Raw genomic sequence first — 26,148 nt, forward strand, 5'->3', positions numbered from 1 at the left:
GCCGGGCGGGGCTGCCTATAATCCGGCCACCTTCCCCTCGGCACGCCCATGACCTCGCCCGTCTCCGAACTGATCGAACTGCTGTCGCTGGAGCGGCTGGAAGACAACCTGTTCCGCGGCCAGAGCCGCGACATCGGCACCAAATACGTGTTCGGCGGTCAGGTGGTCGGCCAGGCGCTGTCCGCGGCGCAGGCCACGTTGGCAGCGGTCGATCCCGACAAGGGCCCGCGCGCCGCGCATTCGCTGCATGCCTACTTCCTGCGCGCCGGCGACATCACCGCGCCGATCGTCTACGAGGTCGACCGCACCCGCGACGGCGGCAGCTTCTCGGTGCGCCGGGTGACGGCGATCCAGCACGGCCAGCCGATCTTCGTGTTCGCCGCGTCGTTCCAGATCCAAGAACCGGGCCCGGAGCACCAGGTCTCGATGCCCGAGGTGCCGCGCCCGGAGGACGTCGCACCGACCGCGCCACCGTCGCCGGAAGTGCTGGCGACGCTGCCCAGCAAGATCCAACGCTGGCTCAACCGCATGGGGCCGTTCGAATTCCGCCCGATCTACCCGCGCGACGACCTCAACCCGCCGAAGCGCCCGCCCTACCAGCAAGTGTGGTTCCGCCTGAGCGAGACGGTCGGCGATTCGCCCGAGCTGCATCGCGCGCTGCTCGCCTACGCCTCGGACTTCCATCTGCTGGGCACCACGACGTTCCCGCACGGCATCAGCTATTACCAGCCGAACGTGCAGATGGCGTCGCTGGACCACGCGATGTGGTTCCACCGCCCGTTCCGCGCGGACGAATGGCTGCTGTACTCGATCGACAGCCCCAGCGCGCAGAACGCGCGCGGCCTCGCCCGCGGCATGATCTACGACCTCGACGGCCGGCTCGTGGCGAGCACCGCGCAGGAAGGCATGATCCGCGTGCTTCCCGTCGACGCACCCAAGGCCTGACCGCATGCGCCAGGTCTTCTCCAGCCCGCGTCTGGAAAACGTCGAACGCGTCGCCGAACTGCTGCGCGAACAGGGCATCGAGGTGCGCGTCACCAACGGGCGCTCGTACAAGGGCGCGCGCCGCGGCAACTTCAGCTATCGCGAATCCGCGAACGAAGGTCCGCAGCCCGCGGTGTGGGTGGTCAAGTCCGACGACCAGCCGCAGGCGCGCCAGATCCTGCGCGAGGCCGGCCTGCTCGATTCCGGCCGCTCGCCCACGCGCTATCTCGACGTGTCGACCGTGACCCGCGGCGACGACGCCCTCGACGCCGTCGCGCGGCGGCGCGCGTTCCGCATCCGCGCAGGCCTGATGCTGGGCATCGCGATCGCACTGGCGTTCGGGCTGATGGCCTGGCACCGGGCCGGCGCACCGACGGCCGCGCCCGCGGCACCGGCATCGCACGCCACCGCGACGAGCGACGCCGCGCCGGCGAAGCCCGAATACCTCGCGCCGACCGGCACCGAGGCCCGCTACGTGGTCGCGACCCCGAGCGCACTGGCCGCGATGCTGATCGACAAGGAGCTCCAGGCCGCCCGCGACGCGAAAGACGTCTGCCTGTCGGTGGACGGCGCCGATCCCTCGCAGTCGGTCCTTGCGCAGCTGAAGGCCGCCGACGGCCGGTCGCTGGCGCCGCAGTCGGCCTGCGCCGAAGCCGCGGGCGCGCTGGCGATCGCCGTGCGCGACTACCGCACCGACGGCTCCGGCGGCGGCGCGATCGAAATCGCCGTCACCCGTCCGGGCGGCAAACCGGCCGAAGCATCGCGCCGGCTCGAAGTCCGCCGCGACGGCGATCGCTGGGACATCCTCGGTCCCGCGAAGCCCTGACACGACGACGGCGAAGGTCTGGCGACCTTCGCCGTCGAGGCATTGCCCGGGCCGCGGACCGATCAGGACTTCGGCGGCATCGCCTGCGGGCCGCGCGGACCGCGTTCGCCGCGATGCGCCTGGTGGTAGGCCTTCATTTCCTCGCGGGTGACGAACCCGTCCTTGTTCGCGTCGATGTCGGCGAAGTGCGACAGCGCGCGCTCGTGGCCGGCCAGTTCGTCACGGCTGAACTTGCCGTCGCCGTTCTTGTCGAGCTGCGCCATGCGCTGGCCGCGGTCGCCGCCCGGGCCACCAGGACCGTGGCGGCCACCATGGCCCTTCGGGCGCTCATCGGCGGAAATCTTTCCGTCGCGGTTGGCGTCGAGCTTGTCGAAGTGCTCGGACAGGCGCGGCGCCTTCGCCGCTTCGGCGCGATCGATGGCGCCGTCGTGGTTGGCGTCGAGCTGCGCCAGTTTGTCACCGCCGCGACCGCCACGGCCTTCGCCACGGCCGCGATGCTGCGGGCGTTCCTCGGCGGTGAGCTTGCCGTCGTGGTTGGCGTCGAACTTGTCGAACTGTTCGGCGAAGCGCGGCGACTTCGCGGCTTCGGCGCGGTCGATCACGCCGTCGCCGTTGGCGTCGAGCTTGGGGGGATGGCCGGGCTGGCCGGCAGCGGGACGACCGGCCGGCGCGGTGCCGGGGGCAGTCTGGGCGAGCAGGATCGGGGCGGCGCCGGCGATGGCCAGGCCGAGGGCAAGCAGGGTCGTGCGCTTCATGGGCATCCTCGTGTTCGGGAACGGACCGGCGGCCCGCATGGCACTGGCAACGCGCCGGGCGACGGCCGGTTGACCGTCCCGGGGCCGGCGCGACGGGCGGTCGTTCGGCTGCGGGTCACATCCGCCGGCCGGCCGCGTCTTGGCATCATGCCCGCTCGAAACCGCCGCCCATGACCCTCTCCCTGTCCGCCGACGCCACGATCCGCGCCGCCCTGCCTGCCGCCCGGGCCGGCGATGCCGCCGCCTACGGGCGCATCGTCGCCGCCAGCCAGAACGCCGTGACCGCGGTGGCGCTGGCGATCACTCGCGACGTGCAGGCCAGCGAAGACGTGGCCCAGGACGCCTTCCTCAACGCCTGGCAGCACCTCGATCGCCTGCACAACCCGGACAGCTTCCTGCCCTGGGTGCGGCAGATCGCGCGCAACCTCGCCCGCGACCACCTGCGCCGGCAGGGCGAACGGCCGCTGGACGGCCCCAACGCCGAACTGGCGATGGCGATGGCCGCCGACCCCGGACCACAGCCGATGCACCACCTGCTGGACGAGGAACGCGAAGCCGCGGCCGCCGAACTCATCGCCGCCCTGCCCGAGGACAGCCGCGAGGCGCTGCTGCTGTTCTATCGCGAAGGCCAGAGCTCGCAGCAGGTGGCGCTGCTGCTGGGCATCACCGACGCTGCCGTGCGCAAGCGCCTGTCGCGCGCGCGGCAGCAGGTGCGCGACGACCTGCTGCGCCGCTTCGGCGAATTCGCCCGCGACTCCGCGCCCGGTGCGGCGTTCACGACGGTGGTGGTCGGCGGCCTGGGCGTCGCCGCCAAGCCGGCGAGCGCCGCAGCGGCAGTGACCGGCGGCGCGGCCGGCGCCGGCCTGTTCGCGAAAGCGGTGGCCCTGCTCGGCGGCGGCAGTGGGGTGGTCGCGGGCACGCTCGGCGGTTCGGTCGCCGCCGGTGCACTGGTAGCGCACCTCACCCGCACGCACCTGCTGGTCTACGCCGAAACCTGCGAGGAGCGCGCGGAGATCATGCGCCACTACTGGACTTACATGGCGGTCGCGCTGCCGCTGATGACGCTCGCGCTCGTGGCGACGCCGTTGGCACCGACGTTCGCGATCGGAATGGGCTTCACGGTCTTCTCCGTGTTCGCCTCGCTGCTCCCCCTGCTCGGCCTGCGGCGGACACTGCTGCCACTGATCGCCCGCGACCGCCTGCGCGACCCCGAGGGTGCGCGGCGCCGCTACCGCGCCTACGACTTCACCTACGGCCCGACGGCGACCGTCGCGACCAGCATTCTCTACCTCGGCGCGATGGCCGCGATGAACGCCTCCATCCACTGGCACTCCGGCGCCGCGGTGCCGTGAACGCCATCGTCATCGAGCCTGCCGCCATCGACCGCCTGATCGCCGCGGAGCTGCCCGCCGCGCGCAACGGCGACCGCGACGCCTACGGGCGCATCGTCGTCGCCTGCCAGAACACCGTGACCGCGGTGGCGCTGGCGATCACCCGCGACGTGCAGGCCAGCGAGGACATCGCGCAGGACGCGTTCCTCAGCGCGTGGCAACACCTGCGCCGGCTGCAGAACCCGTCGAGCTTCCTGCCGTGGCTGCGCCAGATCGCGCGCAACCTCGCCCGCGACCACTTGCGCGCGCGGGCGCACGGGCCGCTGGACGGCGCAGGCGCGGAACTCGTGATCGAACTCGCCGCCGATCCGTCGCCGACGCCGGGCGAACGCATCGAGGACGACGAGCGCGAGCGCGCCGCGATCGAACTGATTTCCGCGCTGCCGGAAGAGAGCCGCGAAACGCTGCTGCTGTTCTATCGCGAAGGCCAGAGTTCGCGGCAGGTCGCGGCGCTGCTGGGGCTGTCGGACGCGACCGTGCGCAAGCGCCTGTCGCGCGCGCGCCAGAGCCTGCGCGAGGACCTGCTCGCACGGTTCGGCGAATTCGCGCGCGACACCGCGCCGGGCGCGGCGTTCACCGGCGTGATCGCGACCGCGCTGTCGATGGCCAGCCCGCCGGCCGCGGCGAAGGGCCTGATCGGCGTGAGCGCGGCGATCGGCGCGAAGACCGCGGCCAAGGTCGCGCTGGGCGCGGCCGGCAGCGCCGGCTTCGCGCTCCTCAGCGGGTTCGCGGGCATCTGGTTCGGCCTGCGCCGACAGCTGAAGGGCGCGATCGACGACGCGGAGCGGCATGGCCTGATCCGCAGCGCCGGCCTGAATGCCATGGCGTCGGTCGGCTTCGTGCTGTACCTGATGCTGCTCGACCGCAACGACCACGGCTGGGCGTGGCCGGTGGCGGCGTGCCTGGGCTTCATGGGCGTCGTCTACTACCAGACGATCGTGGTACAGCCGCGGATCATGGCGCGGCGACATGCGCTGGAAGCGCAGCGAGATCCCGTCGCCGCCGCGCAGCGCCGGCGCCGCGAACGCACGCTGTCGTGGATCGGCGGCCTCGTCGGATTCATCGGCGGCTTCGGCGGCCTGCTGCTGGGCCTGCACGCCGCCGGGCGGCTTTGATCGACGATTCCAAGCGCCGATCACGACGCACGCAGCGTCCCGCATCGCAGCCGGTGCGCACGCAGCGGGTATGCTGACGGCATGTCCCGCGCCTTCGCCCGCAGCGTCTCGATCCTCGGCCATCCGCTGGCGACGCTGCCGGCCGCGCTGGCGCTGACGACGGCGCTGCAACGCCACGATCCGGCCGGTGCGCTGCGCATCGCCGCCGGTGCGCTGGTGGCCGGCGCGGCGGTGATGCTGGCCTCGTGGCGACGCGTGCGCAGCGGGCGCTGGGCGCATGTCGACGCCAGCGCGCCCGGCGAACGCCGCGATCTCAATCGCGGGCTGCTGGTCGGGCTGTCGATCGCGGCGCTGGTGGCGTGGGGCGTCGCGCACGATGCGGTCACCGCCCTCGCGCTGGCGCTCGCGTCGGCGCTGATCGCGCTGGCCCTGCTCACCGCACGCCTCTGGACGCTCTCGCTGCATGTCGCCTTCGCGGTGTTCGCGGCGATGCTGCTGTGGCCGTCGGGGACGACGCTGCTGGCCGCGGGCCTGGCGTTCGCCGCGCTGGTCGGCTGGTCGCGGCTGCGGCTCGCACGGCACCGGCCACGCGACCTCGTCGCGGGCACGCTGGCCGGCACCGCGGCGGGCCTCGCGCATGGGGCACTGGCGGGAGCGCTGCCGACGTGAGCACGCACGCCGACACCGAGTCCGAACGTCCCGATGCGTCGCGCGACGACGCGCCGCTGCGGCTGTTCCACACGCCGGACCACCCGTGCGGCTACTGGCCGGAGCGCGAGGCGCGCGACCTCGTGTTCGATCCGGGCGATCCGCGCCTCGGGTCGTTCTATCCGCTGGCGCTGGGCTGGGGCTTCCGCCGCTCCGGCAACCTCATCTACCGCCCGCATTGCCGCCATTGCCATGCCTGCGTCGCGGTGCGCATTCCGGTCGACGACTTCCGTCCCGATCGCAGCCAGCGCCGCTGCCTCGCGCGCAATGCCGACCTCGACACGCGCATCTGCCCCAACGAACGCACCGACGAGCACTTCGCGCTGTATCGCCGCTACCTGTCCGCGCGCCATCCCGGCGGCGGCATGGACGATCACGGCGTCGCCGAATTCGACCAGTTCCTGATCGGCACCTGGGGCCAGGGCCGCTTCCTCGAAATCCGCACGCGCGCCACGCCGCAAGGCCCCGGCCGGCTGCTGGCGGTGGCGGTGACCGACGTCGTGCCCGACGGCATGTCCGCGGTCTACACCTTCTACGATCCCGACGAGGCCGCGCGCGGTCTCGGCGCGTTCGCGATCCTGCAGCAGATCGCCTGGGCGCGCCGCGACGGCAAGCGTCATCTCTACCTCGGATACTGGATCGACGGCCATCGCAAGATGGACTACAAACGCCGCTACCGGCCGCTGGAAGCCTACGACGGGCACGGCTGGTCGCCCATGCCCGGAGATCCGCCATGACCTCGCGTTCCACGTTCCGTCCACTCGCGCTGCTCTGCACGGTGGCGATGGCGACCACGCTCGCCGGCTGCGTGCAGGTGAAGATCCACGGCGATCCGGGCCTCGGCGCGTTGCCGCACGACACCGCCGACGAAGCCGAGGCCGCGGCGCTCGCCGGTGCACCGCTGCGCGTGGCGACCTACAACACCTCGCTCAACGACGACGTCGTGGGCGGCCTGGTCCGCCGCCTCGAAGGCGATGACCTGGCCGCCCACGACGTCGCCGCGATGCTGCAGCGCGTGCATCCCGACCTCGTGCTGCTCAACGAATTCGACTACGACGCCGCGGGCCGCGCTGCCGACCTGTTCCAGCAGAAGTACCTCGCGCTGTCGCAGGGCCCCGGCCTGTCACCGCTGCGCTATCCCTACCGCTACCTCGCGCCGGTGAACACCGGCGTGCCCAGCGGGCTCGATCTCGACGGCAACGGCCGCGTCGCCACCGACGGCCGCGCCCGCGGCGACGACGCCTGGGGCTTCGGCCTGCATCCCGGCCAGTACGGCATGCTGGTACTGTCGAAATATCCGATCGACACCGCCGCGGTGCGCACGTTCCAGCTGCTGAAGTGGAGTGCGATGCCCGACGCAGCGCGGCCGGTCGATCCGCGTGCACGGAAATTCTTCCATCCCGATCCGGTGTGGAACGCACTGCGGCTATCGTCGAAGTCGCACTGGGACGTGCCGGTGGACACGCCGCTCGGTCGGCTGCATTTCCTGGTCGCGCACCCGACGCCGCCGGTGTTCGACGGCCCCGAGGACCGCAACGGCGCGCGCAACGCGGACGAACTCGCGCTGTGGCGCGCGTACCTGGACAACGCCCCCGCCGACCGCGCCTGGCTGTGCGACGACGCCGGCCGCTGCGGCGGCCTGCCCGCGGGCGAGCGCTTCGTCATCGCCGGCGACATGAACAACGATCCGGTCGATGGCGACGGCCGCCACGAGGCGATCCTCGCGCTGCTGCGCCATCCGCGCGTGCTGCAGGCACCGGCGCCGCGCAGCGCGGGCGCCGCGGAGAATGCGCGACTGATCGGACAGGGCAACGTCGGCCAGCGCGGCGACCCGGCCGAGGACACCGGCGACTTCGGCCCGAAGGTCGGCAATCTGCGCCTGGACTACGTGCTGCCGTCGACGGGGCTGCGCGTGCTTGCCAGCGGCGTGGACTGGCCGACCTCCGACGACCCGTACGCCGCCGCGGCGAAGGCCTCCGACCACCATCCGGTGTGGGTCGATCTGGCGGCCGACGCGCCTCCGCGATAGACGGCATCGATGCCTTCCGCGAGCGTGGCGCGGCGCGATTCACGCTTGCTGTCACACTCGCGGAATCGGGTATATGCTGCCTGCCATGATTCCTGACCATCCCGATGCGACGGTCGGGGCCGGAGGCGGAGTCGGGGGAGCTCTGACCGCGGACGAGGCGGCGCGCAACGCGCTGGCTTCGCTCACGAAAACGCTGCCCGCAAGCGCCCAGGTGGCCATCGCCTGGCGCCACGCCCGGCTCGGTTCCGGCAGCGCGCACAACGGTACGGGCGACAACGCCCTGCACCGGGCCGTGCTTGCCCGGCTGGACGACGCCGGCGCCACCGGACAGGAATCGCAATCCCTCATCCGTCGCCACGACGACGACGATCGCCGGCTGTCGCTGGGCATCGCCTTCCTCGAACCGCCGCCGGACGACTGGGCGATCGACGCCTGGTTCGCGATCGCGCGCGACCTGGTATCGGTGGCGCTGCGCCTGGCCGAGGCCGACGTCCGCATCGTGACCCTGGAGAAATCCAAGCGGCTGCAGAAGGCGCTGTACGAGATCTCCGACCTCGCCGGTTCGGGACTGGAGATGCGCGAGATGCTGGCGCGCATCCACCGGGTGGTCGGCGAGCTGATGCCGGCGGAGAACTTCTACATCGTCCAGTACGACGAGCGACACCGCACCATCCGCTACCTCTACTTCGCCGACAGCCGCGACGCGTTCGATCCGGATCCGGACACCGAGTTCTCGGCCGACCACACCATGCACAGCCTCACCGCGGCACTGCTGCGCCACGGCCGGCCGCTGCTGGGCGCACCGCGGGACATCATCGAGCGACTGGAGATCCCCGACGACGAGTACGCCGGCGGACCGATGAGCGAGGACTGGCTGGGCGTGCCGCTGCTGCGCGACGGCCAGGTCTGCGGCGCGATCGTGGTGCAGGACTACGAACACGCGCAGCGCTACGGCGGCGAGGAACGCGCGCTGCTCGAATACGTCGCGATGCACATCCAGACCGCGCTGGACCGCAAGACGGCGCAGGTCGAGCTGGAGCGCCGCGTGCGCCAGCGCACCCAGGCGCTGGAGCACGCCAACCTCGAACTGCAGGCCGAGGTGCATGAACGCCAGCGCGGCGAAAAGCTGCAGCAGGCGCTGTTCCGCATCACCGAGCTGTCGACCAGCGCCGAAAGCCTGGAGCGGTTCTACGCGGACCTGCACTCGATCGTCGGCGAGCTGCTGTACGCGCGCAATTTCTACATCGCCTTCCTGAGCGCAGACGGCCGGCGGATCGAATTCCCCTATGCCGCCGACGAAGTGGACAAGCGCCCGCACCGCGACCGCGAGCGCGCGAAAGGCCTGACCGAATACGTGATCGAGACCGGCTTGCCACTGCTGGCCGACCGGGCGCGGATCCAGGCGCTGGAGCTGGAAGGCCTGGTCAGCAGCTTCGGGCCGCTGGCCTGCTGCTGGCTCGGCGTGCCGCTCACCCGCGACGGCACGCCGCAGGGCGTGATCAGCGTGCAGAGCTACAACCCGGCGCATCATTTCGCCGAGCGCGACCAGGAACTCCTCACTTTCGTCGCGCACCACGTCGACGCCGCGCTCGCGCGCAAGCGTGCGCAGGACCGGCTGGTCGCCGCGCACGCCGAACTCGAGACACGGGTGGAAACGCGTACCCGCGAACTGGCCGAAGCCAACCGCGAACTGCGCGAACAGATCGCCGAGCGCCTGCGCGCGGAACAGCGCCTGCGCCACCAGGCGCGGCACGACGCACTGACCGGCCTGCCCAACCGCAGCCAGTTCCAGGAACGCCTCGACGACGCCATCGCCCGCGCCACCGGACCCGAGGACCGCTCGTTCGCGGTGATGTTCCTCGACATCGACCGCTTCAAGCTGATCAACGACAGCGTCGGCCACGTCGCCGGCGACGAACTGCTGGTCGAATCCAGCCGCCGCATTTCGCAGGCGATCGGCCGCGAAGACCTGGTCTCGCGTCTGGGCGGCGACGAATTCGCGGTGCTCGCCGACGACATCCGCAACGACGCGGAGGCCGAACGCTACGCCGCCGGCATCCTGCGCGTGCTGGGACAGCCGATGTGGATCGAGGGGCGCGAGATCTTCCCGTCGGCGAGCATCGGGATCACGCTGTGGCACCCGCGCTATCGCCGCAGCGAGGAACTGCTGCGCGACGCCGACGCCGCGATGTACCGCGCCAAGCGCCAGGGCCGCAACCGCAGCGAAGTGTTCGACGAGGAGATGCGCGCGGAGGCGATGCGCCTGCTCGACCTGGAAGCCGACCTGCGCCGCGCGATCATGCACGATGCGTTCGTGCCGCACTTCCAGCCGATCCTGCGCCTGAAGGACGGCCACGGCGTCGGCTACGAAGCCCTGGTGCGCTGGAACCACGAACGCCGCGGCCTGCTGATGCCGTCGGAATTCATCGGCGTGGGCGAGGACAGCACGCTGATCGAACAGGTCGACTGGCTGATGTACGCCCATGTCGTCGCCTCGATGAGCGAATACCCCGACCGCTACGTCTCGATCAACGTCTCGCCGCGGCATTTCCTCTCGGACAACTTCGGCGACAGGCTGCTGCGGATGCTCGACGAGGCCCACCAGGACCCCAGCCGGCTGCGCATCGAGATCACCGAGGTCGCGCTGATCGAGGACGCCGCGCGCGCGCTGCGCGTGCTGCGCGAACTGCGCGGCCACGGCATCGCCGCGCTGCTGGACGACTTCGGCACCGGCTTCTCGGCCCTGTCGTACCTGCACCGCTTCCCGATCCGCGGCCTGAAGATCGACCACACCTTCATCGCCGGGCTGGAAGGCGAAGCCGGCAACGAAAGCCTGGCGCTGGTACGCGCGATCCTGGCGATGGCGCGCACGCTGGGCATCGACACGATCGCCGAAGGCATCGAGACCGAAAGCCAGCGCAGGATCCTGCTGGAAGAAGGCTGCGATTACGGCCAAGGCTTCCTGCTGGGCGTACCCGAGCCGATCGTCCGCCGGCATGCCGGCGGGCGGCGACAGACCGGCGGCTGAGCGCCGGCGCAGATGCCCGCGGCGTCAGCCGTTCGCGGGCGGCACGGTGGCCGTGGACGGCAGCGCGTCCGGCGGCGCGCCGGCAGGCTCGGCGGTCGGCCCGATCACCGGCAGCGGATGTTCCACCGATTCGCGGCCGCGGATGCCGAACCCGAACGCCGCCTCGTTCTGGGTCGACACGATCATCCGCACCATGCCGCTGGGCACCATCAGGTCCAGCGCGACCGCGGCCCCCTCGGGCGTGCGCCCTTCGAGCGTCATCTCGATGAAGGCGCCGCCGGTGTCGACCGTGGCGCAGGCCACGTGCGGCCCCGCCGGCCCGTCCTGCAGGAAGGGCTTGATCGCCTCGCCCAGCGCGTCCAGCGCCTGCGGGAAAAAGAACACGGCGTAGCCGTTGGTGTCGTTCATGGCGCGATCGTCCGCCTCGGGATCGGGAAAACCGGCACGTTACCGCAAGGTGATCGTCAGCGCTTCCGCCGAGGCACGCGCCTGCGCGCGCGCCGCATCGATGTCCGCGCCCAGCGCAAGGGTCACGCCGACACGGCGATGGCCTTCGACCATCGGCTTGCCGAACAGCCGCAGCGCGGTGTCCGGCGCGCGCAGCGCTTCGGCGACGCCCTCGAACTCCGGCACGCCGTGGCCGTGCGCGAGCACCGCGCACGACGCCGACGGGCCGCGCTGGCGGATCGCCGGGATCGGCAGGCCGAGGATCGCGCGCGCGTGCAGCGCGAACTCGCTGAGGTCCTGCGAGACCAGCGTCACCAGGCCGGTGTCGTGCGGGCGTGGCGAGACTTCCGAGAACCACACGTCGTCGCCCTTCACGAACAGTTCGACACCGAACAGGCCCCAGCCGCCGAGGTCGTCGGTGATCGTCTTCGCGATGGCCTGCGCGCGTTCCAGCGCGGTCTTCGTCATCGGCTGCGGCTGCCAGCTCTCGCGGTAGTCGCCGTCGCGCTGCAGATGGCCGATCGGGTCGCAGAAGTCGGTGCCGCCGGCGTGGCGCACGGTCAGCAGCGTGATCTCGTAGTCGAAGTCGATGAAGCCCTCGACGATCACGCGCCCGGCGCCGGCGCGGCCGCCGGTCTGCGCGTACTCCCAGGCGCGGTCGATGTCCTCGGCGGTGCGCACGAGGCTCTGGCCCTTGCCCGAGGACGACATCACCGGCTTCACCACGCACGGCAGGCCGATCTCGGCGACGGCGGAACGGTAGTCGTCGAGCGTGTCTACGAAGCGGTACGGCGAGGTCGCCAGACCCAGCGGCTCCGCGGCGAGCCGGCGGATGCCTTCGCGGTCCATCGTCAGCCGCGCGGCGCGGGCGGTCGGCACGATCCGCGTGTGGGTGCCGCGGCCGGCGAATTCGTGTTCCAGCTGCACCAGCGTCTCGGTGTGGATGGCCTCGATCTCCGGGACGATCAGCGCCGGACGTTCCTCGGCGATCAGTGCGCGCAGGGCATCGCCGTCGAGCATGTTGAGCACATGGCTGCGATGCGCGACCTGCATCGCCGGGGCGTCGGCGTAGCGGTCGGCGGCGATCACCTCGCAGCCGAAGCGCTGCAGTTCGATCGCGACCTCCTTGCCCAGTTCGCCCGAGCCCAGCAGCAGCACCCGAAGGGCAGACGGAGACGAGGGGGTGCCGAACACCGGCGCGGAGGGAGAGGTCATGGGCAGGGCTCGAGGGGATGCGCGGAGGAGGCGCCCATTGTAAATCAGACACTTGCAGAATCCCGGCCGGCGCGCCTCACCGTTCGTCCGGAGCCGCTTGCGTCGATTGATATCTTTTTGATATCACATACGCATTCACCCGCCCGCCACCTTCGAGTGCCGCCATGAAAGAAAATCCCTCGCAATCGCTCCCGGGCATCCCGGTGCTGCTGTTCCTGCTGGTGCTGATGTTCCTCGGCGCCTGGCTGGTCGCCTCCGCCGCCGACGGCAATGGCGGCGCCCTCGCCCTCGTCGGCGTCCTCGCGCTGGTGGGCGGCTTCTTCCTGATGTTCGGCCTGTACAAGGTCGAGCCCAACCAGGCCGCGGTGCTCAACCTGTTCGGCAAGTACGTCGGCACCGTGAAGGACGGCGGCCTGCGCTGGAACAGTCCCTTCTACGGCAAGAAGAAGGTCTCGCTGCGCGTCCGCAACTTCGAGAGCAGCAAGCTCAAGGTCAACGAACTGGACGGCAGCCCGATCGAGATCGCCGCGGTCATCGTCTGGCAGGTGGTGGACAGCGCCGAGGCCGTCTACAACGTCGACGACTACGAAAGCTTCGTCCACATCCAGTCCGAATCCGCGGTGCGCGCGATGGCGACCAGCTATCCGTACGACCAGCACGAGGACGGCCAGCTCGCCCTGCGCAGCCACGCCACCGAAGTCGGCCACCATCTGCAGAAGGAACTGCAGGAACGCCTCGCCGACGCCGGCGTGCAGGTGCTCGACGCGCGCATCAGCCACCTCGCCTACGCGCCGGAGATCGCCCAGGCGATGCTGCAGCGCCAGCAGGCGAATGCGATCATCGCCGCACGCACGCGCATCGTCGCCGGTGCGGTGGGCATGGTCGAGATGGCGCTGGCCGAGTTGCAGAAGAACGGCGTGGTCCATCTGGACGAGGAGCGCAAGGCGCAGATGGTCAGCAACCTGCTGGTCGTGCTCTGCGGCGAACGCGCCACCCAGCCGATCGTCAACACCGGCTCGCTGTACTGACCCCGCTCCATCGATCACGCCCAGCCACCCCGGGACCGCGCCATGTCCGAGAAGAAGGCCTATCCGCTGCGCATCAACGCCGAGATCCTCTCGGCGGCGCAGCGCTGGGCCGACGACGAACTGCGCAGCCTCAACGCACAGATCGAGTACGTGCTGCGCGATGCCCTGCGCAAGGCGGGACGGCTGCCGCCCGCCCCGCTGCCGCCTCCCGACGACACGCCGGCCTCCGACTGAGCGACACCTCCCCTCCACGCTCGCGGCCACGCCGCGATCCGCCCGGAATCCCGACATGAGTGCTCGCCTTCGTTCGTCCGTGCCCCGCCGCCTCGCCGGCCGCGCCACGCTTTGCGCCGCGATCGCCCTGGGCGTCGGTGCGCCGTCCACCGGCTTCACGCAGGCCTCGCCGCCGCAGGCCGAGGTCGCACCGGCCGCCACGACCTTCGATCCCGTCGCCAGCGCGCAATCGGTGCTCGATGCGATGGATGCCGGCGATTTCGCCGGCGTGCACGCCCGCTTCGACGCCACCATGGCCGCCACGGTCAGCGCGGACCAGTTGAAGCAGTTGTGGACCGCCTTGCCCTCGCAGCTCGGTGCGTTCAAGGGCCGCGGCGAGCCGCGCAGCGTCGAGCGCGACGGCACCCGCATCGTGGTCGTCCCGCTGCGGTACGAACGCGCGACGCTGGACGCCAGCCTTGCGTTCGAGGCGGATGGCCGCGTCTCCGGCTTCCTGATCCGCCCGGCCGCGGAAAAGCCCGCTCCCGCCCCGCCGCCACCGGCCGATGCGAAGTACCGCGAGATCGACGTGTCGGTCGGCGAAGGCGCCGACGCGCTGCCGGCGACGCTGGCGCTGCCGCGGGAAAAGGGCCGGCTGCCGGTCGTCGTGCTGGTCCACGGCTCCGGCCCGCAGGATCGCGACGAGACCATCGGTCCGAACCGGCCGTTCCTCGACCTGGCCCGCGGCCTCGCCGAACGCGGCATCGCGGTGCTGCGCTACGAGAAGCGCACGAAGGCGCATCCCGAACAGTTCGCCGACGGCGGCACCATCGACCGCGAAACCACCGACGATGCCGTGCAGGCCGTGGCGATGCTGCGCGCCCGTGCCGACATCGATCCGAAGCGCATCTTCGTGCTCGGCCACAGCCAAGGCGGGCTGATGGCACCGCGCATCGGCACGCGCGATCCGAAGATCGCCGGCCTGATCCTGCTCGCGGCGCCATCGCGGCCGGTGCTGGACCTGCTGCTCGAACAGAACAAGCGCATGGCGGTGCTCGACGATGGCCGCACCAGCGACGCCGAGGCCGCCGCGATCGCGAAGATCGAGGCACAGGTCGCGGCAGTGCGTCGCGGCGACGACGTCACCGGCGCCGCTGCGCCGATGGGTGTGCCGGCGACGTACTGGCGCACGGTCGAGGCCGTCGATCCGGTGGCCGAAGCGCGCACGACGAAGCAGCCGCTGCTGTTCCTGCAGGGCGGCAACGATCTGCAGGTGGTCGATGCCGACTGGCAGGGCTGGCGCAGCGCTTTCCACGACGATCCGCGCGCGACGTTCAAGCTCTACGACGACCTGACCCACCTCGCGATCCCGGGCGAAGGCAGCGTGAAGGACTACGAGACGCCCGGCCACGTCGCGCCGGCGATGATCGACGACATCGCCGCGTGGATCCGCGCGACCGTGCCGGCTGCGCCGAAGAAGTAACCGCAGCAGGCGTCCGCCATGTCGATGCGTGAATTCAACGTCGTCGCGCCCGATCCGCGGGGTGTCGTCCTCGTCGCCGGCTTCGCGATGGCCGCCGCCTGCCTGCCGTTCGTGCTGCTGGCGCGCGAACAGCCGGCGCTGTGGATCGGCGCGATCGTGATGGCGGTGGTGCTCGGCCCGTTGTTCTGGTCGACCACCCGCAACGGCGTGGCGCTCGAGGGCAGCACGTTGCGCATCCGCGCCAGCCTCCATCGGCTTGCGGTCGAGGTCGCGACGCTCGACCTCGACGCCGCGCGCATCGTCGACCTCGCCGCCGAGCCCGCGCTGAAGCCGATGCTGAAGATCTTCGGCACGTCGATGCCCGGCTATCAGGCCGGCCACTTCCGCCTCCGCGACCGCGGCCGCGCCTTCCTGCTGGTCACCGAGCGCAAGAAGGTGCTGGTGCTGCCCGAGCGCTCGGGGCGCCGACTGCTGCTCAGCCTCGAACGTCCGCAGGCGCTGCTCGATGCCCTGCGCGCCGTGACGGAGCGGCCGGGCCGGCGCTAAGCTGCGCCGATGCGTCCCGCCCCCAGCGTCCTCCTCAACACCGCCGCCGTCGAGGCCTGGCCGGCCTGGCTGCTGGGCGCGCGCGCGAACCACGACGCCCGCCTCGTCGCGCGCGCGCACTGGGTGTTGCGGCGCAAGCGCGACGGCCGCTATCTGGCCGCGGCGCTGCCCGAAGGCTGGCACGGCCTGACGCCACGCTGGATGCGCGAGCCGCGAATCGAGGACGCGCTCGACGCCGTCGACGCACCGCTGCCGCACGCCGGCGCGCGCGATCCCGCTGCGCTGCCGCTGCACGCGCTGCGCGAACGCCTCGACACGCTGGGACTCGACGCCGACGACTACGCCGCGCGCAGCGGCCTGCCGCTGGTGCCGGAACCGGCATGGCTGGCGTTCGCCGGGTTCGATCGCTACCGCCGCCCGCTGTGGCTGCATCCCGAGGCCGCGCGCGCCTGGGATCGCCTGCGCGCCGCCGCGCATGCCGACGGCGTGGTGCTCGACGCGATCTCCGGCTACCGCAGCCACGATTACCAGCTCGGCATCTTCGCGCGGAAGCGCGCGCGGGGGCTGGGCGTCGACGAGATCCTCACCGTCAACGCCGCGCCCGGTTTCAGCGAACACCACGGCGGCCGCGCGCTGGACATCGGCACGCCGGGCGAGCCGCCGGCCGAGGAAAGTTTCGAACACACCGCCGCCTTCGACTGGCTGCGCACGCACGCCGGCACGCACGGCTTCACGATGAGCTATCCGCGCGACAATCCGCACGGCATCGTGTACGAGCCGTGGCACTGGCGCCACGACGGAATCGCCTGACATGACCCACCTGCGCCACGCCGCGACGATCGCGGCCCTCGCGTTGCTCCTGGTCGCCGGCCCGTGCGCCGCGAAGGAAGCGCTCAAATCGAAGGACGTCCCCGCGGACGAGACTGCCGGCATCGCCGGCGGCCTGCGCGCGATGATCCAGACCGCGACGGCGCAGGAAGCCGCCCGCTTCCGCGAAGAGTGGCGATCGACCACCACCGACCACGCGCCGCATCTCGAGACCATCGGCCGCGTGCGTCGCGGCCAGCCCGTCGCGGTGCTGATCTTCTACGGCGGCTGCGCGCCGAAGGGCGCCGATGCCGCCGACGTCCTCGCCCGCAAGGTGCCGTGCGCCGCGCGGCTGGACGTGCGCATCACCGATCCCGCCGGCAAGACGCACACCGCGATCAACGACGAACCCGTCTCGGCGAGCATGCCGGCCGCACCCGACGCGATGACGCAACTGTCGCCGCAGGAACTGCAGATCACCTTCGACCCCACCGACGCCGACGGCAGTTACCGCATCGAGGCCACGGTGGACGACCCCGACAACGACCGCGTGCTGCGCATCGCCACGACCGTCGACCTGCTGCCCGACGCACCCGCGCCATGAGGCCGACGCTGGCGGACGCCTGGGCCGGCGGCCGCAACCACTTCAACGCCATCCGCCTGGTCGCCGCGTGGATGGTGATCTGGAGCCACGCGTGGGCGATCACCGGCACGCCGGGCAACGATCCGTTCGCGCACCTCACCCTCACCCGCTCCGCCGGCGCGTTCGCGGTCGACGTGTTCTTCGTGATCAGCGGCTTCCTGGTCGCGGCGAGCTTCGAGCGCCACGGCTGGCGCGAATTCCTGGCGGCGCGCGCGCTGCGCATCTATCCCGCGCTGATCGTCTGCACGCTGCTGACCGTGTGCGTGCTGGGGCCGCTGCTGACGACCTCGTCGACCTACTGGCGCGATGCCACGACGTGGCGCTTCCTCGCCGGCAACGCGACGCTGTGGCGCGCCGAGTTCTGGCTGCCAGGCGTGTTCGGGACGCTGCCGCGCACCGCGGTCAACGGCTCGCTGTGGACGCTGCCGATCGAAGGCCGGCTGTACCTTGCGCTGCTGTTCGCCGGCCTGTTCGGCATGCTGAAGCCGTGGCGCTACGCGCTCGCGTGGATGGTCGCGCTCACGGGGGCCTGCCTGTTCGCGTGGCGGCATGCTCCACTGCCCGAGCACCTCGCCTACCTGATCTGGGTCACGGCCTTCTTCATCACCGGTACGCTGCTGTGGGTCTGGCGCACGCGTCTCGTGCTGACGTGGTGGGCGTGGCTGCCGCTGCTGGCGATCGCCGCCGCGACGCGCGGCACGCCGTGGTTCGTGCCGGCGTATTTCGCGACGGTCGCCTACGGCACGTTCTGCCTCGCGTTCCTGCCGCGATGGCTGCCTTCGACCGGTCGCCACGATCTGTCCTACGGCCTGTATCTCTACGGCTGGCCGATGCAGCAGCTCGCGCTGCTGATGGGCGCGACCACGCCGGTCGCGAACACGATCGCCGCGACTGCGCTGGCGCTGGTCTGCGCGGCGGCATCGTGGTGGCTGGTCGAACACCCTGCGCTCGACTGGAAGCGTCGACGTTTCGCGCGCGTGCAGGACGCAACGCCCAAGCATGCATGATGCAATGTGTTCGTGCGCCATGCACGAACGCATTGCACCCGTCTCATTCCGCGATGAATTGCGGCTGTACATACCTTGTTTCATGGCGTTTCCAGCATCGATCTGCGTCAACCGGACGCGCGCTTCGCGCGTTGGCGGTGGCTCCTCCGCCCGGGAACCTCCGCATGCACCACGATGCGATCTTCGTGCTTTCGACCGGACGTTGCGGCACGCAGTGGCTCAACGACGCCCTGCAGACCTGCTACGGCGACCTGATCGAAGCGACCCATGAACCCTTGCAGGCGGGCTACCTGCCCCGCCGCTTCTTCCGCGCATCGCGCACCGGCCTCGCCGCGCTCGGTGACCTGCCCGAGGTCGTTGCGCACGTCTCGCACATCCGCGCGCGACTCGAGCAAGGCCCCTACTTCGAAGCGGGCTGGCCGTGTTTCTCCGCGCTGCCATGGCTGCACGAGGCCCTCGATGGCCGGCTGCGCATCGTGCACCTCGCGCGGCATCCGGTGACGACGGCGTTCTCGATGGCGACCCACAAGGTCTACGACCGCGACGACTGGATCCGCGACGGCGCACTCACGCCGTTCGACGGCGGTTGCCTGCGCCCGGCACTGCAACTGCGCTGGCCCGAGTTGTCCGGCTACGAGAAATGCCTGTTCTGGTGGACCGAACTGCATCGCTACGCACTGGACCTGCAACGCACGCGCCCGGACATCGCCTGGCACACCACGTCGTACGAAGCGCTGTTCGCGCCGGAACCCGATGCGCTGCACGCGCTGGCCGCGTTCTGCGGGCTGCCGCACCGGCCGGAACTGGGCACGCTGCGCGAACGGCGTACCGACCAGTACCACTACCGCACCTGGCCGGACGACTGGCGCAAGGCGCTGCAGTACGCCGAGACGGTCGACGTCGCCGGAAAACTGGGCTACGACATCGCCGACACCGACGGGAACGCGCTGTCGGCGCGCTACTTCAGGCGCAAGAAGCTCAGGCACTACCTCGCCGAATGGAGCGCATTCGGCCGCCGCTCCGCGGGATGACGGCAGGCTCCGAGGCGCACGGGCCGACTCGGCATCGATCGATGCGACGCCGACGAAGCGCGCGGGCTCAGTCCTGCGAGCGTTTCGTCGGCGTCTTCGCCTGCGCGGCGAAATCGGCGATGCGCCAGAGACAGAAGCTGGCATAGGTGCGGTACGGGCCCCAGCGTTCGCCGCGTTCGGCCAGCGCCTTCGGCGTGGGCATGACCTCGGCCTTGTCCACGCGCTGCGCGCCCTTGCGCACGCCGAGGTCGTCGACCGGCAGCACGTCGGGGCGACCGAGCCGGAACATCAGCATCATCTCGACCGTCCAGCGGCCGATGCCGCGCACCGGCACCAGCGCGGCGACGATGGCGTCGTCGGCCATCGTCGACATGCGTCGCAGGTCGGGGATCTCGCCGCGCGCCTCGCGCTCGGCCAGATCGCGCAGCGCGAGCAGCTTGTTGCCCGACACGCCGCAGGCGCGCAGCGACGCGTCATCGCAGCGGGAGAGCGTGTCGCAGTGGAAGCGGTCGCTCGCGATCGCGGCTTCGACCCGGCCCACGATCGTCGCCGCGGCCTTGCCGCTGAGCTGCTGGTAGAGGATTGCCCGCGCCAGCGCATCGACCGGATCGAACGGCTTGCGCCAGCGCGGATCGGCCGGGATCGGGCCGATCTTCTTCATCCACGCGCCGAGCTTGCGATCGCGCCTGGCGAGATGTTCGCGGGCGGCGTCGACATCGAATCCGCGGGCATGGCGGGGCATGTCGCGACCCTCAGCGACGCAGCGCGCCGGCGGCGTAAAGCAGCCAGCCGGCGATGAGCAGCGAGCCCCCGATCGGTGCGAGCCGCGTCGGCAGCGCGAAGGCGTGGTGGGCAACCAGCGAACCGGAGAACAGCAGCGTACCCAGCGCCAGCATCGCCAGCGCGAAGCGGCCGATCCGGCGCGGCGTGACCGGCGCCAGCGCCGCCAGCGCGATGCCGTGCAGCAGCGCGAACTGCGCCGCGGTCGACAGCTGTGCCGCGGCGACGCCCTGCACGGCATGCGCCGCGTACGCCGACAGCGCGACACCGAAGGCGGCACAGAGCGCACCGAAGACGACGAACAGGCGTGGCGGCGGATCGAAGGCCATGCGGGAGACCCCTCAAACGCGAAGCGCCGCAGGATGCGGCGCTTCGTGGACCAGCGGACTGCTCCGGATCACAGTCATCCGGATCGGAGCTCGATCAGCGGATGGCCCAGAAGGCGGTGAACTTGCCGTCTTCGGTGAACGCGCCTTCGATGCCGCTGTCGTAGACCTCGTACGGACGATCGGTGACTTCGTAGCCGCGCGGCGCCGACCAGGCGCGGAGCGCGTTGTGCAGGCCTTCGATCTCGTGGATGTAGCCGACGAACTTCGCGGTCACGGCGCGGTGCGCCGGGACATGCTGGTACTTCACCGGGCTGCCGCCGCCGAAGTTCAGGCCGTCCAGCTGGGCCGCCGGAGCACCCGCGGCGTCGGCGCTGCGACGCACCGGCAGGGCGACGTCGAAGGTGTACGTGTCGCGGCCCTGTTCGCTGGTCACGATCCGCATCGGACCGGCGGCGACCAGACCATTGGCGGCCAGACCGCGGTTGATCCACTCCATGTTCGCGCGCATCGACTGCTCGACCGTCGCGTCATCGAACTTCTGGCTGCCGGCGTTGACGTACAGCAGGTTCTCGGCAGGCACGTCGACCACCGACAGGCCGGTAAGACGCTCGCCGTAGGAGGTGTAGTCGACGTTCGGGATCGAGGCCAGCATGTTGCCGAGCTTGGCCAGGCCGAACTTCATGTCGTCGCCGACCTGGCTGCCGACGTAGAGGCCGGCGAAGCGGCCGATCAGGTTCCAGCCGTAGTTGACCTTGTAGGTCTGGGTGATCTCGACGTTGCGGTTGTTCTGGCCCGTGGGCTTGAGCTTGAACTCGGTGCGCTTGTCGGTGCCGAAGCGGTCGTTCTCGACCTGGATCACGATGTGCTCGTTCGGCACGCTCTCGGTGATCTTCCAGGTGCCCTCGCCCACTTCGGACTTCTTCGAGTTGTAGTGGAACTCGGCGCCGACGCCCGAGGCCGGGCCGGAGACGCGCATTTCCATCTTGGGGTCACGCAGCGGGATCGCGTTCCAGTCCTTGAAACGGCTGAAGCTGTTCAGCGTATCGAAGACGATCGTCGACTTCCGGTTCGTTTCGACCTTCTCGACGATGAAACGATTGGAAGGCAGGACGACGCCGACGATCAGGAACAGCGCGGCGACGATCGCGAGGGAAATCAGGATCTCGAGCAGACGGGTCATTCAGGGGCTCTCCGGGACCAATACCCGCTGACGACGGGCAAGACCCGAATCGTAGCAGGGAAGTCCGGTGCCGGGCGAGGGTCGCCCCCGGCTCCGGCACCGATCCGCCGGATCCCGCATCGCGGGTGGCGGGCGACCGCCACATCCCGGGACGTGGCGCATCGCCCGGGTTCTCGCCCCGGCGGCCCGACGGGACCCACAACATGTTGCCGCGTGCGTGTGTCGAGGAACGCCCGGCGCGCTGCGCCGGGCCGGCCATCCTGTCGATCAGATCAGCTGCAGCTCGAAGGCCTTGAGCACGGCACGTGTGCGGTCGCGCACGCCCAGTTTGGACAGGATGTTCGACACGTGGTTCTTGATCGTGCCCTCGGCCACGCCCAGCGAGTTGGCGATCTCCTTGTTGGAGAAGCCGGACGCCATCAGGCGCAGGATCTCGGTCTCGCGGTCGGTCAGCGGGTCCGGGCGATCCAGGCTGACGAACTCGTTGCGCATGTGCTCCAGGCCGGACAGCAGACGCTGGGTCACCGCCGGCTGCACCAGCGAACCGCCGCCGGCGACGGTCTGGATCGCCCCGACCAGTTGCTCCAGCGACACGTCCTTGAGCAGGTAACCCTTGGCGCCGGCCTTCATGCCGGCGAGGACCAGCTGGTCGTCGTCGAAGGTGGTCAGGATGATGGTCGGGGGCAACTGGTCGGCGCGGGCCAGGGCCTGCAAGGCCTCCAAGCCGGACATCGCCGGCATGCGCATGTCCATCAGCACCACGTCGGGGCGGATCTGCGGGATCAGTTCGACCGCCTGGCGGCCGTCGGCCGCCTCGGCCACCACTTCGATGCCCTCGGCCAGCGCCAGCAGGGAGCGGATGCCCTGGCGTACCAGGGTCTGATCGTCGACCAGACAAACGCGGATCATGTCGGTTCCTGTGTCCCGGGAGTCCGGGCGGGGATGGGCGCGCCGGGCGTCCGGGCCGGTGCGGGGGAGAGACCGGGCACGGGCAGGCTCATGCCGCCCTCCCGGCCGGAAGCGGGGGCGGCGGCAGGATCCGGGCGCTGCCGGGTCCCTCGCTGCCGCGGGAGGCCGGCAGGTACAGGCTCAGCCCGAACCCGCCGCCGTTGCGGGTCTCGATGTCGAGCTGGCCGCCGTGGGCCGCCAGCCGCTCGCGCATGCCGCGCAGGCCATTGCCCGCATTGGGCGATTCCGCACCGCGCCCGTCGTCCCGGGCGTCCAGCCGCACGCCGTCGTCCTGCCAGCGATAGTCGAGGACCAGGCTGGTCGCCTGGGCATGGCGGACCACGTTGGTGATGATCTCCTGCGTGCAGCGCAGCAGGACATGGGCGAGCTCGGGGTCGTCCAGCAGGAACGGTTGCGGCAGGTGCATGTCGATGCGCAGGCCGGGCACGTTGTCGGCAAGCGGCAGCAGCGTGGCGGCCATGTCGATGTCGTCGCTGTCGCGGATGCGGCTGACCGCCTCGCGGACGTCGCTGAGCAGCAGCTTGGCGAGGGTGTGGGCCTGCGAAACGTGCTCCTGGGCCTTCCCGTCGACGAGATGGTTGGCCACTTCCAGGTTCAGGCTGAGCGCGGTCAGGTGGTGGCCCAGCAGGTCGTGCAGTTCCCGGGAAATGCGGGTGCGTTCGTTGACGCGGACACTTTCGGCCAACAGGGCACGGGTGGCGCGGAGTTCCGAATTCAGCCGGCGCTGCTCCTCGCGGGCCTGCGCCTGCTGGCGCGCGACCATGCTGGTGGCGTAGACGAAACCGGCGAACCCGGCGTACAGCAGGGCCTGCATCACCGCTTCCAGCGCGGTCAGGTCGCGGCGCATGAACACCGGGACCACCGCGAGCTGGCTGAGGATCAGCCAGGCCACGCCCAGCCGCAGCGACAGCAGCCACGGCAGCGCCGAGGCCGCGACCATCAGCAGCATGCTGCCCAGACCGCTCTGGCTGTAGTAGCCGAGGCTGATCGCCGCGGGGGTCAGGACCAGCAGCAGCAGGTAATCCAGCGGTCCGGGACGGCGGAGGCCGAGCCCCCGGGCCAGCCAGGCGTAGGCGGCACCGAAGACCGCATAGGCCACCCAGCCCTGCCAGGGCATGGCCAGCAGCGGGAGCGGCTCGTCCGACTCCGCCAGCATCGGCATCACCCACGTGTACAGCAGCGGCACGCCGACCGCGGCCCAGGTGAAGAGGCCGGAGTAGCTGAGCAGGCGGCTGTGGTCGAGGCGCGCGAACATGCCCGCAGTGTAGGCGCTCGGCTCGGCCCTGAACCCCACCGGAAGTCATGCCCCGCAGGGCCGTCGTCCCGGCCGGCGACCGGCGGTGTCGCCCCCCGGCCGGCGTGCGATAATTGCCGGCCTGATCGGCGCAGTCGCCCCCCAGTCCGCGCCAGCCATCGCCGGAGCCCCGAGGAATGTCGATTGTCATCCGCGACGTGCGCGAGCACGAGCTGGATTCCGTACTTGCCCTGAACAATGCCGCCGGCCCCACGATCCTGCCCATCGATCACGCCCGTCTGCGTCATTTTTACGACACCGCGGAATACTTCCGCGTCGCCGAGCGCGACGGCACCTTCGCCGGTTTCCTGATCGGCGTCGGCAGCCACGCAGCCCACGATTCCAGCAACTTCCGCTGGTTCGGCAGCCGCTATTCGGATTTCTTCTACATCGACCGCATCGTGGTCGCCAGCCGCCGCCGCGGCGGTGGCCTCGGCCGGATCTTCTATGCCGACGCCCAGAGCTATGCCGAGCTGCGCTACCCGCAGCTGGCGTGCGAGGTGTTCCTGGACACCGCGCGCGACGTCACCCTGCCCGACCCGGCGCTGCTGTTCCACGGCAGTTTCGGCTTCCGCGAGGTCGGCCAGCAGGTGATGCCCGAGACCGGCCTGCGCGCGGCGATGCTGATGAAGGACCTGTGCAGCTATCCGTGGGTGCACGAGACCTACGGCGATGCGCTGCCGGACGCGCCGTGGCTGATCGCGCCGCGCCATCCCCTCACCACGGGCGCCCCGGCATGAGCGCGTCCCCGGTGACGCCCAACTACGAGCTGGCCGGCGATCTCAAGATCGGCCAGGTCGGCATCGCGAACCTGCGCGTGCGCACGCTCGACGTCGCCCGCCTCGGTGCGGAGATGCGCGACCGCGTGGCCCGCGCGCCCAAGCTGTTCGAACGCGCCGCGGTGATCGTGGACTTCGGCGGCCTGCCGGGCACGCCCGACGCCGCCACCGCCCGCGCGCTGATCGAGGCCCTGCGCGACGCGGGCGCGATCCCGGTCGGCCTGGCTTACGGCAGTACCGACAACGAGAGGCTGGCGATCGAACTCGGCCTGCCGCTGCTGGCCAAGTTCCGCGCGCAGTACGAATCCGGCACTACCGAAGCCCCGGCCGCCGTCGCCGCGAAGCCGGCCGCCGCGCCGGCACCCGCCGCCTCCGCGGCCGGGTCGGAACCGGGCATGCTGCAGACGGCACCGATCCGCTCGGGACAGCAGATCTATGCCGAACAGCGCGATCTCACCGTGCTGGGCACCGTCGGTGCCGGTGCCGAGGTGATCGCCGACGGCAGCATCCACGTCTACGGCGCACTGCGCGGCCGCGCCCTCGCCGGCGCACGCGACAATGCGAAGGCACGCATCTTCTGCCGCGAGTTCCATGCCGAACTCGTCGCGATCGCAGGACACTACAAGGTCATGGAGGACATTCCGGCCGACGTGCGCGGCAAGCCCGCGCAGGTCTGGCTGGAGAACGGACAGATCCACATCGCCGCGCTCGCCTGAGCCGCGGCCCATCACGCATCAGGAGAATAGACCTTGGCAGAAATCATCGTCGTCACGTCGGGCAAGGGGGGCGTCGGCAAGACCACCAGCAGCGCGAGCCTCGCGTGCGGATTCGCACGTCGCGGCAAGAAGGTCGCGGTCATCGACTTCGACGTGGGCCTGCGCAACCTCGACCTGATCATGGGCTGCGAGCGCCGGGTCGTGTACGACTTCGTCAACGTCATCCACGGCGAAGCGTCGCTCAAGCAGGCGCTGATCAAGGACAAGCGCTTCGAGAACCTCTACGTGCTGGCCGCGTCGCAGACCCGCGACAAGGACGCGCTGACGAAAGAAGGCGTGGAGAAGGTGCTGAAGGAACTGTCGGACGACGGCTTCGACATCATCCTCTGCGACTCGCCCGCCGGCATCGAGAAGGGCGCGTTCCTGGCCATGTACTTCGCCGACCAGGCGGTGGTGGTGGTCAATCCGGAAGTGTCCTCGGTGCGCGACTCCGACCGCATCCTCGGCCTGCTCGCCTCGAAGACGAAGCGCGCCGAGGCCGGCGAACGCGTCAAGGAATTCCTGCTGCTGACCCGCTACAGCCCCGCCCGCGTCGAGACCGGCGAGATGCTGAGCATCAAGGACGTGGAGGAAGTGCTGGGCCTGAAGACGATCGGCGTGATCCCGGAGTCGGGCGACGTGCTGAACGCGTCCAACAAGGGCGAGCCGGTCATCCTCGACGGCGAATCCAGCGCCGGCCAGGCCTACGACGACGCCGTCGCCCGCCTGCTCGGCGAGGACCGGCCGATGCGCTTCACCCAGCACGAGAAGAAGGGGTTCTTCAGCAAGCTGTTCGGAGGCTGAGG

27 protein-coding genes are annotated in these 26,148 nt (G+C 70.7%); 19 read left to right on the forward strand and 8 right to left on the reverse strand.

The window, feature by feature from the left end:
* Positions 1-48: 48 nt before the first annotated feature.
* Complete coding sequence (locus ACT53R_RS01035) at positions 49-945, forward strand: acyl-CoA thioesterase (protein ID WP_476169975.1); 897 nt, start codon at positions 49-51, stop codon at positions 943-945.
* A gap of 4 nt (positions 946-949) precedes the next feature.
* Positions 950-1,810: a hypothetical protein gene (locus ACT53R_RS01040; RefSeq protein ID WP_476169976.1), complete on the forward strand. Its 861-nt coding sequence runs from the start codon at positions 950-952 to the stop codon at positions 1,808-1,810.
* A gap of 62 nt (positions 1,811-1,872) precedes the next feature.
* On the opposite strand, the gene ACT53R_RS01045 is transcribed toward ACT53R_RS01040, so the two are convergent.
* Complete coding sequence (locus tag ACT53R_RS01045) at positions 1,873-2,565, reverse strand: EF-hand domain-containing protein (protein ID WP_476169977.1); 693 nt, start codon at positions 2,563-2,565, stop codon at positions 1,873-1,875.
* 170 nt (positions 2,566-2,735) lie between these two features.
* Between ACT53R_RS01045 and ACT53R_RS01050 the strand changes: the two genes are divergently transcribed.
* From ACT53R_RS01050 to ACT53R_RS01075, 6 genes are all read left to right on the forward strand, one after another.
* Positions 2,736-3,917 carry an RNA polymerase sigma factor gene (locus ACT53R_RS01050; RefSeq protein ID WP_476169978.1) on the forward strand — a complete coding sequence of 394 codons (1,182 nt, stop codon included), beginning with the start codon at positions 2,736-2,738 and terminating at the stop codon, positions 3,915-3,917.
* A gap of 5 nt (positions 3,918-3,922) precedes the next feature.
* Positions 3,923-5,071: an RNA polymerase sigma factor gene (locus ACT53R_RS01055; RefSeq protein ID WP_476170306.1), complete on the forward strand. Its 1,149-nt coding sequence runs from the start codon at positions 3,923-3,925 to the stop codon at positions 5,069-5,071.
* Between the two features lie 81 nt (positions 5,072-5,152).
* Positions 5,153-5,740, forward strand: a complete 588-nt coding sequence (locus ACT53R_RS01060) for a hypothetical protein (protein ID WP_476169979.1) — start codon at positions 5,153-5,155, stop codon at positions 5,738-5,740.
* Positions 5,737-6,516, forward strand: coding sequence for an arginyltransferase (locus tag ACT53R_RS01065; RefSeq protein ID WP_476169980.1), 780 nt, complete (start codon positions 5,737-5,739; stop codon positions 6,514-6,516). Before ACT53R_RS01060 ends, ACT53R_RS01065 begins: the two co-directional genes overlap by 4 nt.
* 47 nt (positions 6,517-6,563) lie before the next feature.
* Positions 6,564-7,808 carry an endonuclease/exonuclease/phosphatase family protein gene (locus tag ACT53R_RS01070; protein ID WP_476170307.1) on the forward strand — a complete coding sequence of 415 codons (1,245 nt, stop codon included), beginning with the start codon at positions 6,564-6,566 and terminating at the stop codon, positions 7,806-7,808.
* 211 nt (positions 7,809-8,019) lie between these two features.
* Positions 8,020-10,836 carry an EAL domain-containing protein gene (locus ACT53R_RS01075; RefSeq protein ID WP_476169981.1) on the forward strand — a complete coding sequence of 939 codons (2,817 nt, stop codon included), beginning with the start codon at positions 8,020-8,022 and terminating at the stop codon, positions 10,834-10,836.
* Positions 10,837-10,860: 24 nt separating this feature from the next.
* Here ACT53R_RS01075 and ACT53R_RS01080 read toward each other — a convergent pair whose 3' ends face one another.
* Positions 10,861-11,244: a hypothetical protein gene (locus ACT53R_RS01080; RefSeq protein ID WP_476169982.1), complete on the reverse strand. Its 384-nt coding sequence runs from the start codon at positions 11,242-11,244 to the stop codon at positions 10,861-10,863.
* Positions 11,245-11,283: 39 nt separating this feature from the next.
* On the reverse strand, positions 11,284-12,498 hold the full coding sequence (gene purT / locus ACT53R_RS01085; protein ID WP_476169983.1) for a formate-dependent phosphoribosylglycinamide formyltransferase: 1,215 nt from the start codon (positions 12,496-12,498) through the stop codon (positions 11,284-11,286).
* A 164-nt stretch (positions 12,499-12,662) separates the two neighbouring features.
* Between purT and ACT53R_RS01090 the strand changes: the two genes are divergently transcribed.
* The 8 genes from ACT53R_RS01090 (at position 12,663) to ACT53R_RS01125 (ending at position 19,256) form a co-directional block, all read left to right on the forward strand.
* Complete coding sequence (locus ACT53R_RS01090) at positions 12,663-13,526, forward strand: SPFH domain-containing protein (RefSeq protein WP_476169984.1); 864 nt, start codon at positions 12,663-12,665, stop codon at positions 13,524-13,526.
* Between the two features lie 42 nt (positions 13,527-13,568).
* Positions 13,569-13,760, forward strand: coding sequence for a type II toxin-antitoxin system antitoxin (locus ACT53R_RS01095; RefSeq protein WP_476169985.1), 192 nt, complete (start codon positions 13,569-13,571; stop codon positions 13,758-13,760).
* Positions 13,761-13,815: 55 nt separating this feature from the next.
* Positions 13,816-15,222 carry an alpha/beta hydrolase gene (locus ACT53R_RS01100; RefSeq protein WP_476169986.1) on the forward strand — a complete coding sequence of 469 codons (1,407 nt, stop codon included), beginning with the start codon at positions 13,816-13,818 and terminating at the stop codon, positions 15,220-15,222.
* 18 nt (positions 15,223-15,240) lie between these two features.
* A complete protein-coding gene (locus tag ACT53R_RS01105; protein ID WP_476169987.1) occupies positions 15,241-15,768 on the forward strand; it encodes a PH domain-containing protein in 528 nt (175 codons plus the stop codon).
* A gap of 9 nt (positions 15,769-15,777) precedes the next feature.
* The gene (locus ACT53R_RS01110) at positions 15,778-16,578 is read left to right on the forward strand and encodes a M15 family metallopeptidase (RefSeq protein WP_476169988.1); all 801 of its coding nucleotides are present in this window, start codon (positions 15,778-15,780) and stop codon (positions 16,576-16,578) included.
* Position 16,579: 1 nt separating this feature from the next.
* Positions 16,580-17,179, forward strand: coding sequence for a hypothetical protein (locus ACT53R_RS01115; RefSeq protein WP_476169989.1), 600 nt, complete (start codon positions 16,580-16,582; stop codon positions 17,177-17,179).
* Complete coding sequence (locus tag ACT53R_RS01120) at positions 17,176-18,225, forward strand: acyltransferase family protein (protein ID WP_476169990.1); 1,050 nt, start codon at positions 17,176-17,178, stop codon at positions 18,223-18,225. Before ACT53R_RS01115 ends, ACT53R_RS01120 begins: the two co-directional genes overlap by 4 nt.
* Positions 18,226-18,389: 164 nt before the next feature.
* Complete coding sequence (locus ACT53R_RS01125; RefSeq protein WP_476169991.1) at positions 18,390-19,256, forward strand: hypothetical protein; 867 nt, start codon at positions 18,390-18,392, stop codon at positions 19,254-19,256.
* Between the two features lie 67 nt (positions 19,257-19,323).
* Here the strand turns inward: ACT53R_RS01125 and ACT53R_RS01130 are convergent, their stop codons facing one another.
* From ACT53R_RS01130 to ACT53R_RS01150, 5 genes are all read right to left on the reverse strand, one after another.
* Positions 19,324-19,998, reverse strand: coding sequence for a DNA-3-methyladenine glycosylase family protein (locus ACT53R_RS01130; protein ID WP_476169992.1), 675 nt, complete (start codon positions 19,996-19,998; stop codon positions 19,324-19,326).
* A gap of 10 nt (positions 19,999-20,008) precedes the next feature.
* A complete protein-coding gene (locus tag ACT53R_RS01135) occupies positions 20,009-20,365 on the reverse strand; it encodes a DUF423 domain-containing protein (RefSeq protein ID WP_476169993.1) in 357 nt (118 codons plus the stop codon).
* Between the two features lie 94 nt (positions 20,366-20,459).
* Positions 20,460-21,545 (reverse strand): polyketide cyclase, encoded by a 1,086-nt coding sequence (locus tag ACT53R_RS01140; protein ID WP_476169994.1) that lies wholly within the window; start codon positions 21,543-21,545, stop codon positions 20,460-20,462.
* Between the two features lie 267 nt (positions 21,546-21,812).
* Positions 21,813-22,454 (reverse strand): response regulator, encoded by a 642-nt coding sequence (locus ACT53R_RS01145; protein ID WP_476169995.1) that lies wholly within the window; start codon positions 22,452-22,454, stop codon positions 21,813-21,815.
* An 88-nt stretch (positions 22,455-22,542) separates the two neighbouring features.
* The gene (locus ACT53R_RS01150; RefSeq protein ID WP_476169996.1) at positions 22,543-23,769 is read right to left on the reverse strand and encodes a sensor histidine kinase; all 1,227 of its coding nucleotides are present in this window, start codon (positions 23,767-23,769) and stop codon (positions 22,543-22,545) included.
* A gap of 176 nt (positions 23,770-23,945) precedes the next feature.
* On the opposite strand from ACT53R_RS01150, the gene ACT53R_RS01155 reads away from it, so the two are divergent.
* Genes ACT53R_RS01155 through minD form a run of 3 tightly spaced genes read left to right on the forward strand, consistent with a single transcriptional unit; the run spans position 23,946 to position 26,146 of the window.
* Positions 23,946-24,548: a GNAT family N-acetyltransferase gene (locus ACT53R_RS01155; protein ID WP_476169997.1), complete on the forward strand. Its 603-nt coding sequence runs from the start codon at positions 23,946-23,948 to the stop codon at positions 24,546-24,548.
* Positions 24,545-25,303, forward strand: coding sequence for a septum site-determining protein MinC (gene minC / locus ACT53R_RS01160; RefSeq protein ID WP_476169998.1), 759 nt, complete (start codon positions 24,545-24,547; stop codon positions 25,301-25,303). The genes ACT53R_RS01155 and minC overlap by 4 nt, the downstream gene beginning before the upstream one ends.
* Before the next feature lie 33 nt (positions 25,304-25,336).
* Complete coding sequence (gene minD / locus ACT53R_RS01165) at positions 25,337-26,146, forward strand: septum site-determining protein MinD (RefSeq protein WP_476169999.1); 810 nt, start codon at positions 25,337-25,339, stop codon at positions 26,144-26,146.
* Positions 26,147-26,148: the final 2 nt, after the last annotated feature.

This window comes from Lysobacter sp. DMC104 (assembly GCF_056313665.1).

Excerpts from the sequence above, each read along its gene's own strand:
- ACT53R_RS01110 (WP_476169988.1), top strand. The coding sequence starts at position 15,778 with ATGCGTCCCGCCCCCAGCGTCCTCCTCAACACCGCCGCCGTCGAGGCC.
- ACT53R_RS01150 (WP_476169996.1), bottom strand. The coding sequence starts at position 23,769 with ATGTTCGCGCGCCTCGACCACAGCCGCCTGCTCAGCTACTCCGGCCTC.
- minC (WP_476169998.1), top strand. The coding sequence starts at position 24,545 with ATGAGCGCGTCCCCGGTGACGCCCAACTACGAGCTGGCCGGCGATCTC.
- ACT53R_RS01070 (WP_476170307.1), top strand. The coding sequence starts at position 6,564 with ATGGCGACCACGCTCGCCGGCTGCGTGCAGGTGAAGATCCACGGCGAT.
- ACT53R_RS01135 (WP_476169993.1), bottom strand. The coding sequence starts at position 20,365 with ATGGCCTTCGATCCGCCGCCACGCCTGTTCGTCGTCTTCGGTGCGCTC.
- ACT53R_RS01125 (WP_476169991.1), top strand. The coding sequence starts at position 18,390 with ATGCACCACGATGCGATCTTCGTGCTTTCGACCGGACGTTGCGGCACG.
- ACT53R_RS01120 (WP_476169990.1), top strand. The coding sequence starts at position 17,176 with ATGAGGCCGACGCTGGCGGACGCCTGGGCCGGCGGCCGCAACCACTTC.
- ACT53R_RS01095 (WP_476169985.1), top strand. The coding sequence starts at position 13,569 with ATGTCCGAGAAGAAGGCCTATCCGCTGCGCATCAACGCCGAGATCCTC.
- ACT53R_RS01155 (WP_476169997.1), top strand. The coding sequence starts at position 23,946 with ATGTCGATTGTCATCCGCGACGTGCGCGAGCACGAGCTGGATTCCGTA.
- ACT53R_RS01040 (WP_476169976.1), top strand. The coding sequence starts at position 950 with ATGCGCCAGGTCTTCTCCAGCCCGCGTCTGGAAAACGTCGAACGCGTC.
- ACT53R_RS01115 (WP_476169989.1), top strand. The coding sequence starts at position 16,580 with ATGACCCACCTGCGCCACGCCGCGACGATCGCGGCCCTCGCGTTGCTC.
- ACT53R_RS01080 (WP_476169982.1), bottom strand. The coding sequence starts at position 11,244 with ATGAACGACACCAACGGCTACGCCGTGTTCTTTTTCCCGCAGGCGCTG.
- ACT53R_RS01090 (WP_476169984.1), top strand. The coding sequence starts at position 12,663 with ATGAAAGAAAATCCCTCGCAATCGCTCCCGGGCATCCCGGTGCTGCTG.
- ACT53R_RS01105 (WP_476169987.1), top strand. The coding sequence starts at position 15,241 with ATGTCGATGCGTGAATTCAACGTCGTCGCGCCCGATCCGCGGGGTGTC.
- ACT53R_RS01140 (WP_476169994.1), bottom strand. The coding sequence starts at position 21,545 with ATGACCCGTCTGCTCGAGATCCTGATTTCCCTCGCGATCGTCGCCGCG.
- ACT53R_RS01100 (WP_476169986.1), top strand. The coding sequence starts at position 13,816 with ATGAGTGCTCGCCTTCGTTCGTCCGTGCCCCGCCGCCTCGCCGGCCGC.
- ACT53R_RS01145 (WP_476169995.1), bottom strand. The coding sequence starts at position 22,454 with ATGATCCGCGTTTGTCTGGTCGACGATCAGACCCTGGTACGCCAGGGC.
- ACT53R_RS01045 (WP_476169977.1), bottom strand. The coding sequence starts at position 2,565 with ATGAAGCGCACGACCCTGCTTGCCCTCGGCCTGGCCATCGCCGGCGCC.
- ACT53R_RS01050 (WP_476169978.1), top strand. The coding sequence starts at position 2,736 with ATGACCCTCTCCCTGTCCGCCGACGCCACGATCCGCGCCGCCCTGCCT.
- ACT53R_RS01130 (WP_476169992.1), bottom strand. The coding sequence starts at position 19,998 with ATGCCCCGCCATGCCCGCGGATTCGATGTCGACGCCGCCCGCGAACAT.
- ACT53R_RS01060 (WP_476169979.1), top strand. The coding sequence starts at position 5,153 with ATGTCCCGCGCCTTCGCCCGCAGCGTCTCGATCCTCGGCCATCCGCTG.
- purT (WP_476169983.1), bottom strand. The coding sequence starts at position 12,498 with ATGACCTCTCCCTCCGCGCCGGTGTTCGGCACCCCCTCGTCTCCGTCT.
- ACT53R_RS01035 (WP_476169975.1), top strand. The coding sequence starts at position 49 with ATGACCTCGCCCGTCTCCGAACTGATCGAACTGCTGTCGCTGGAGCGG.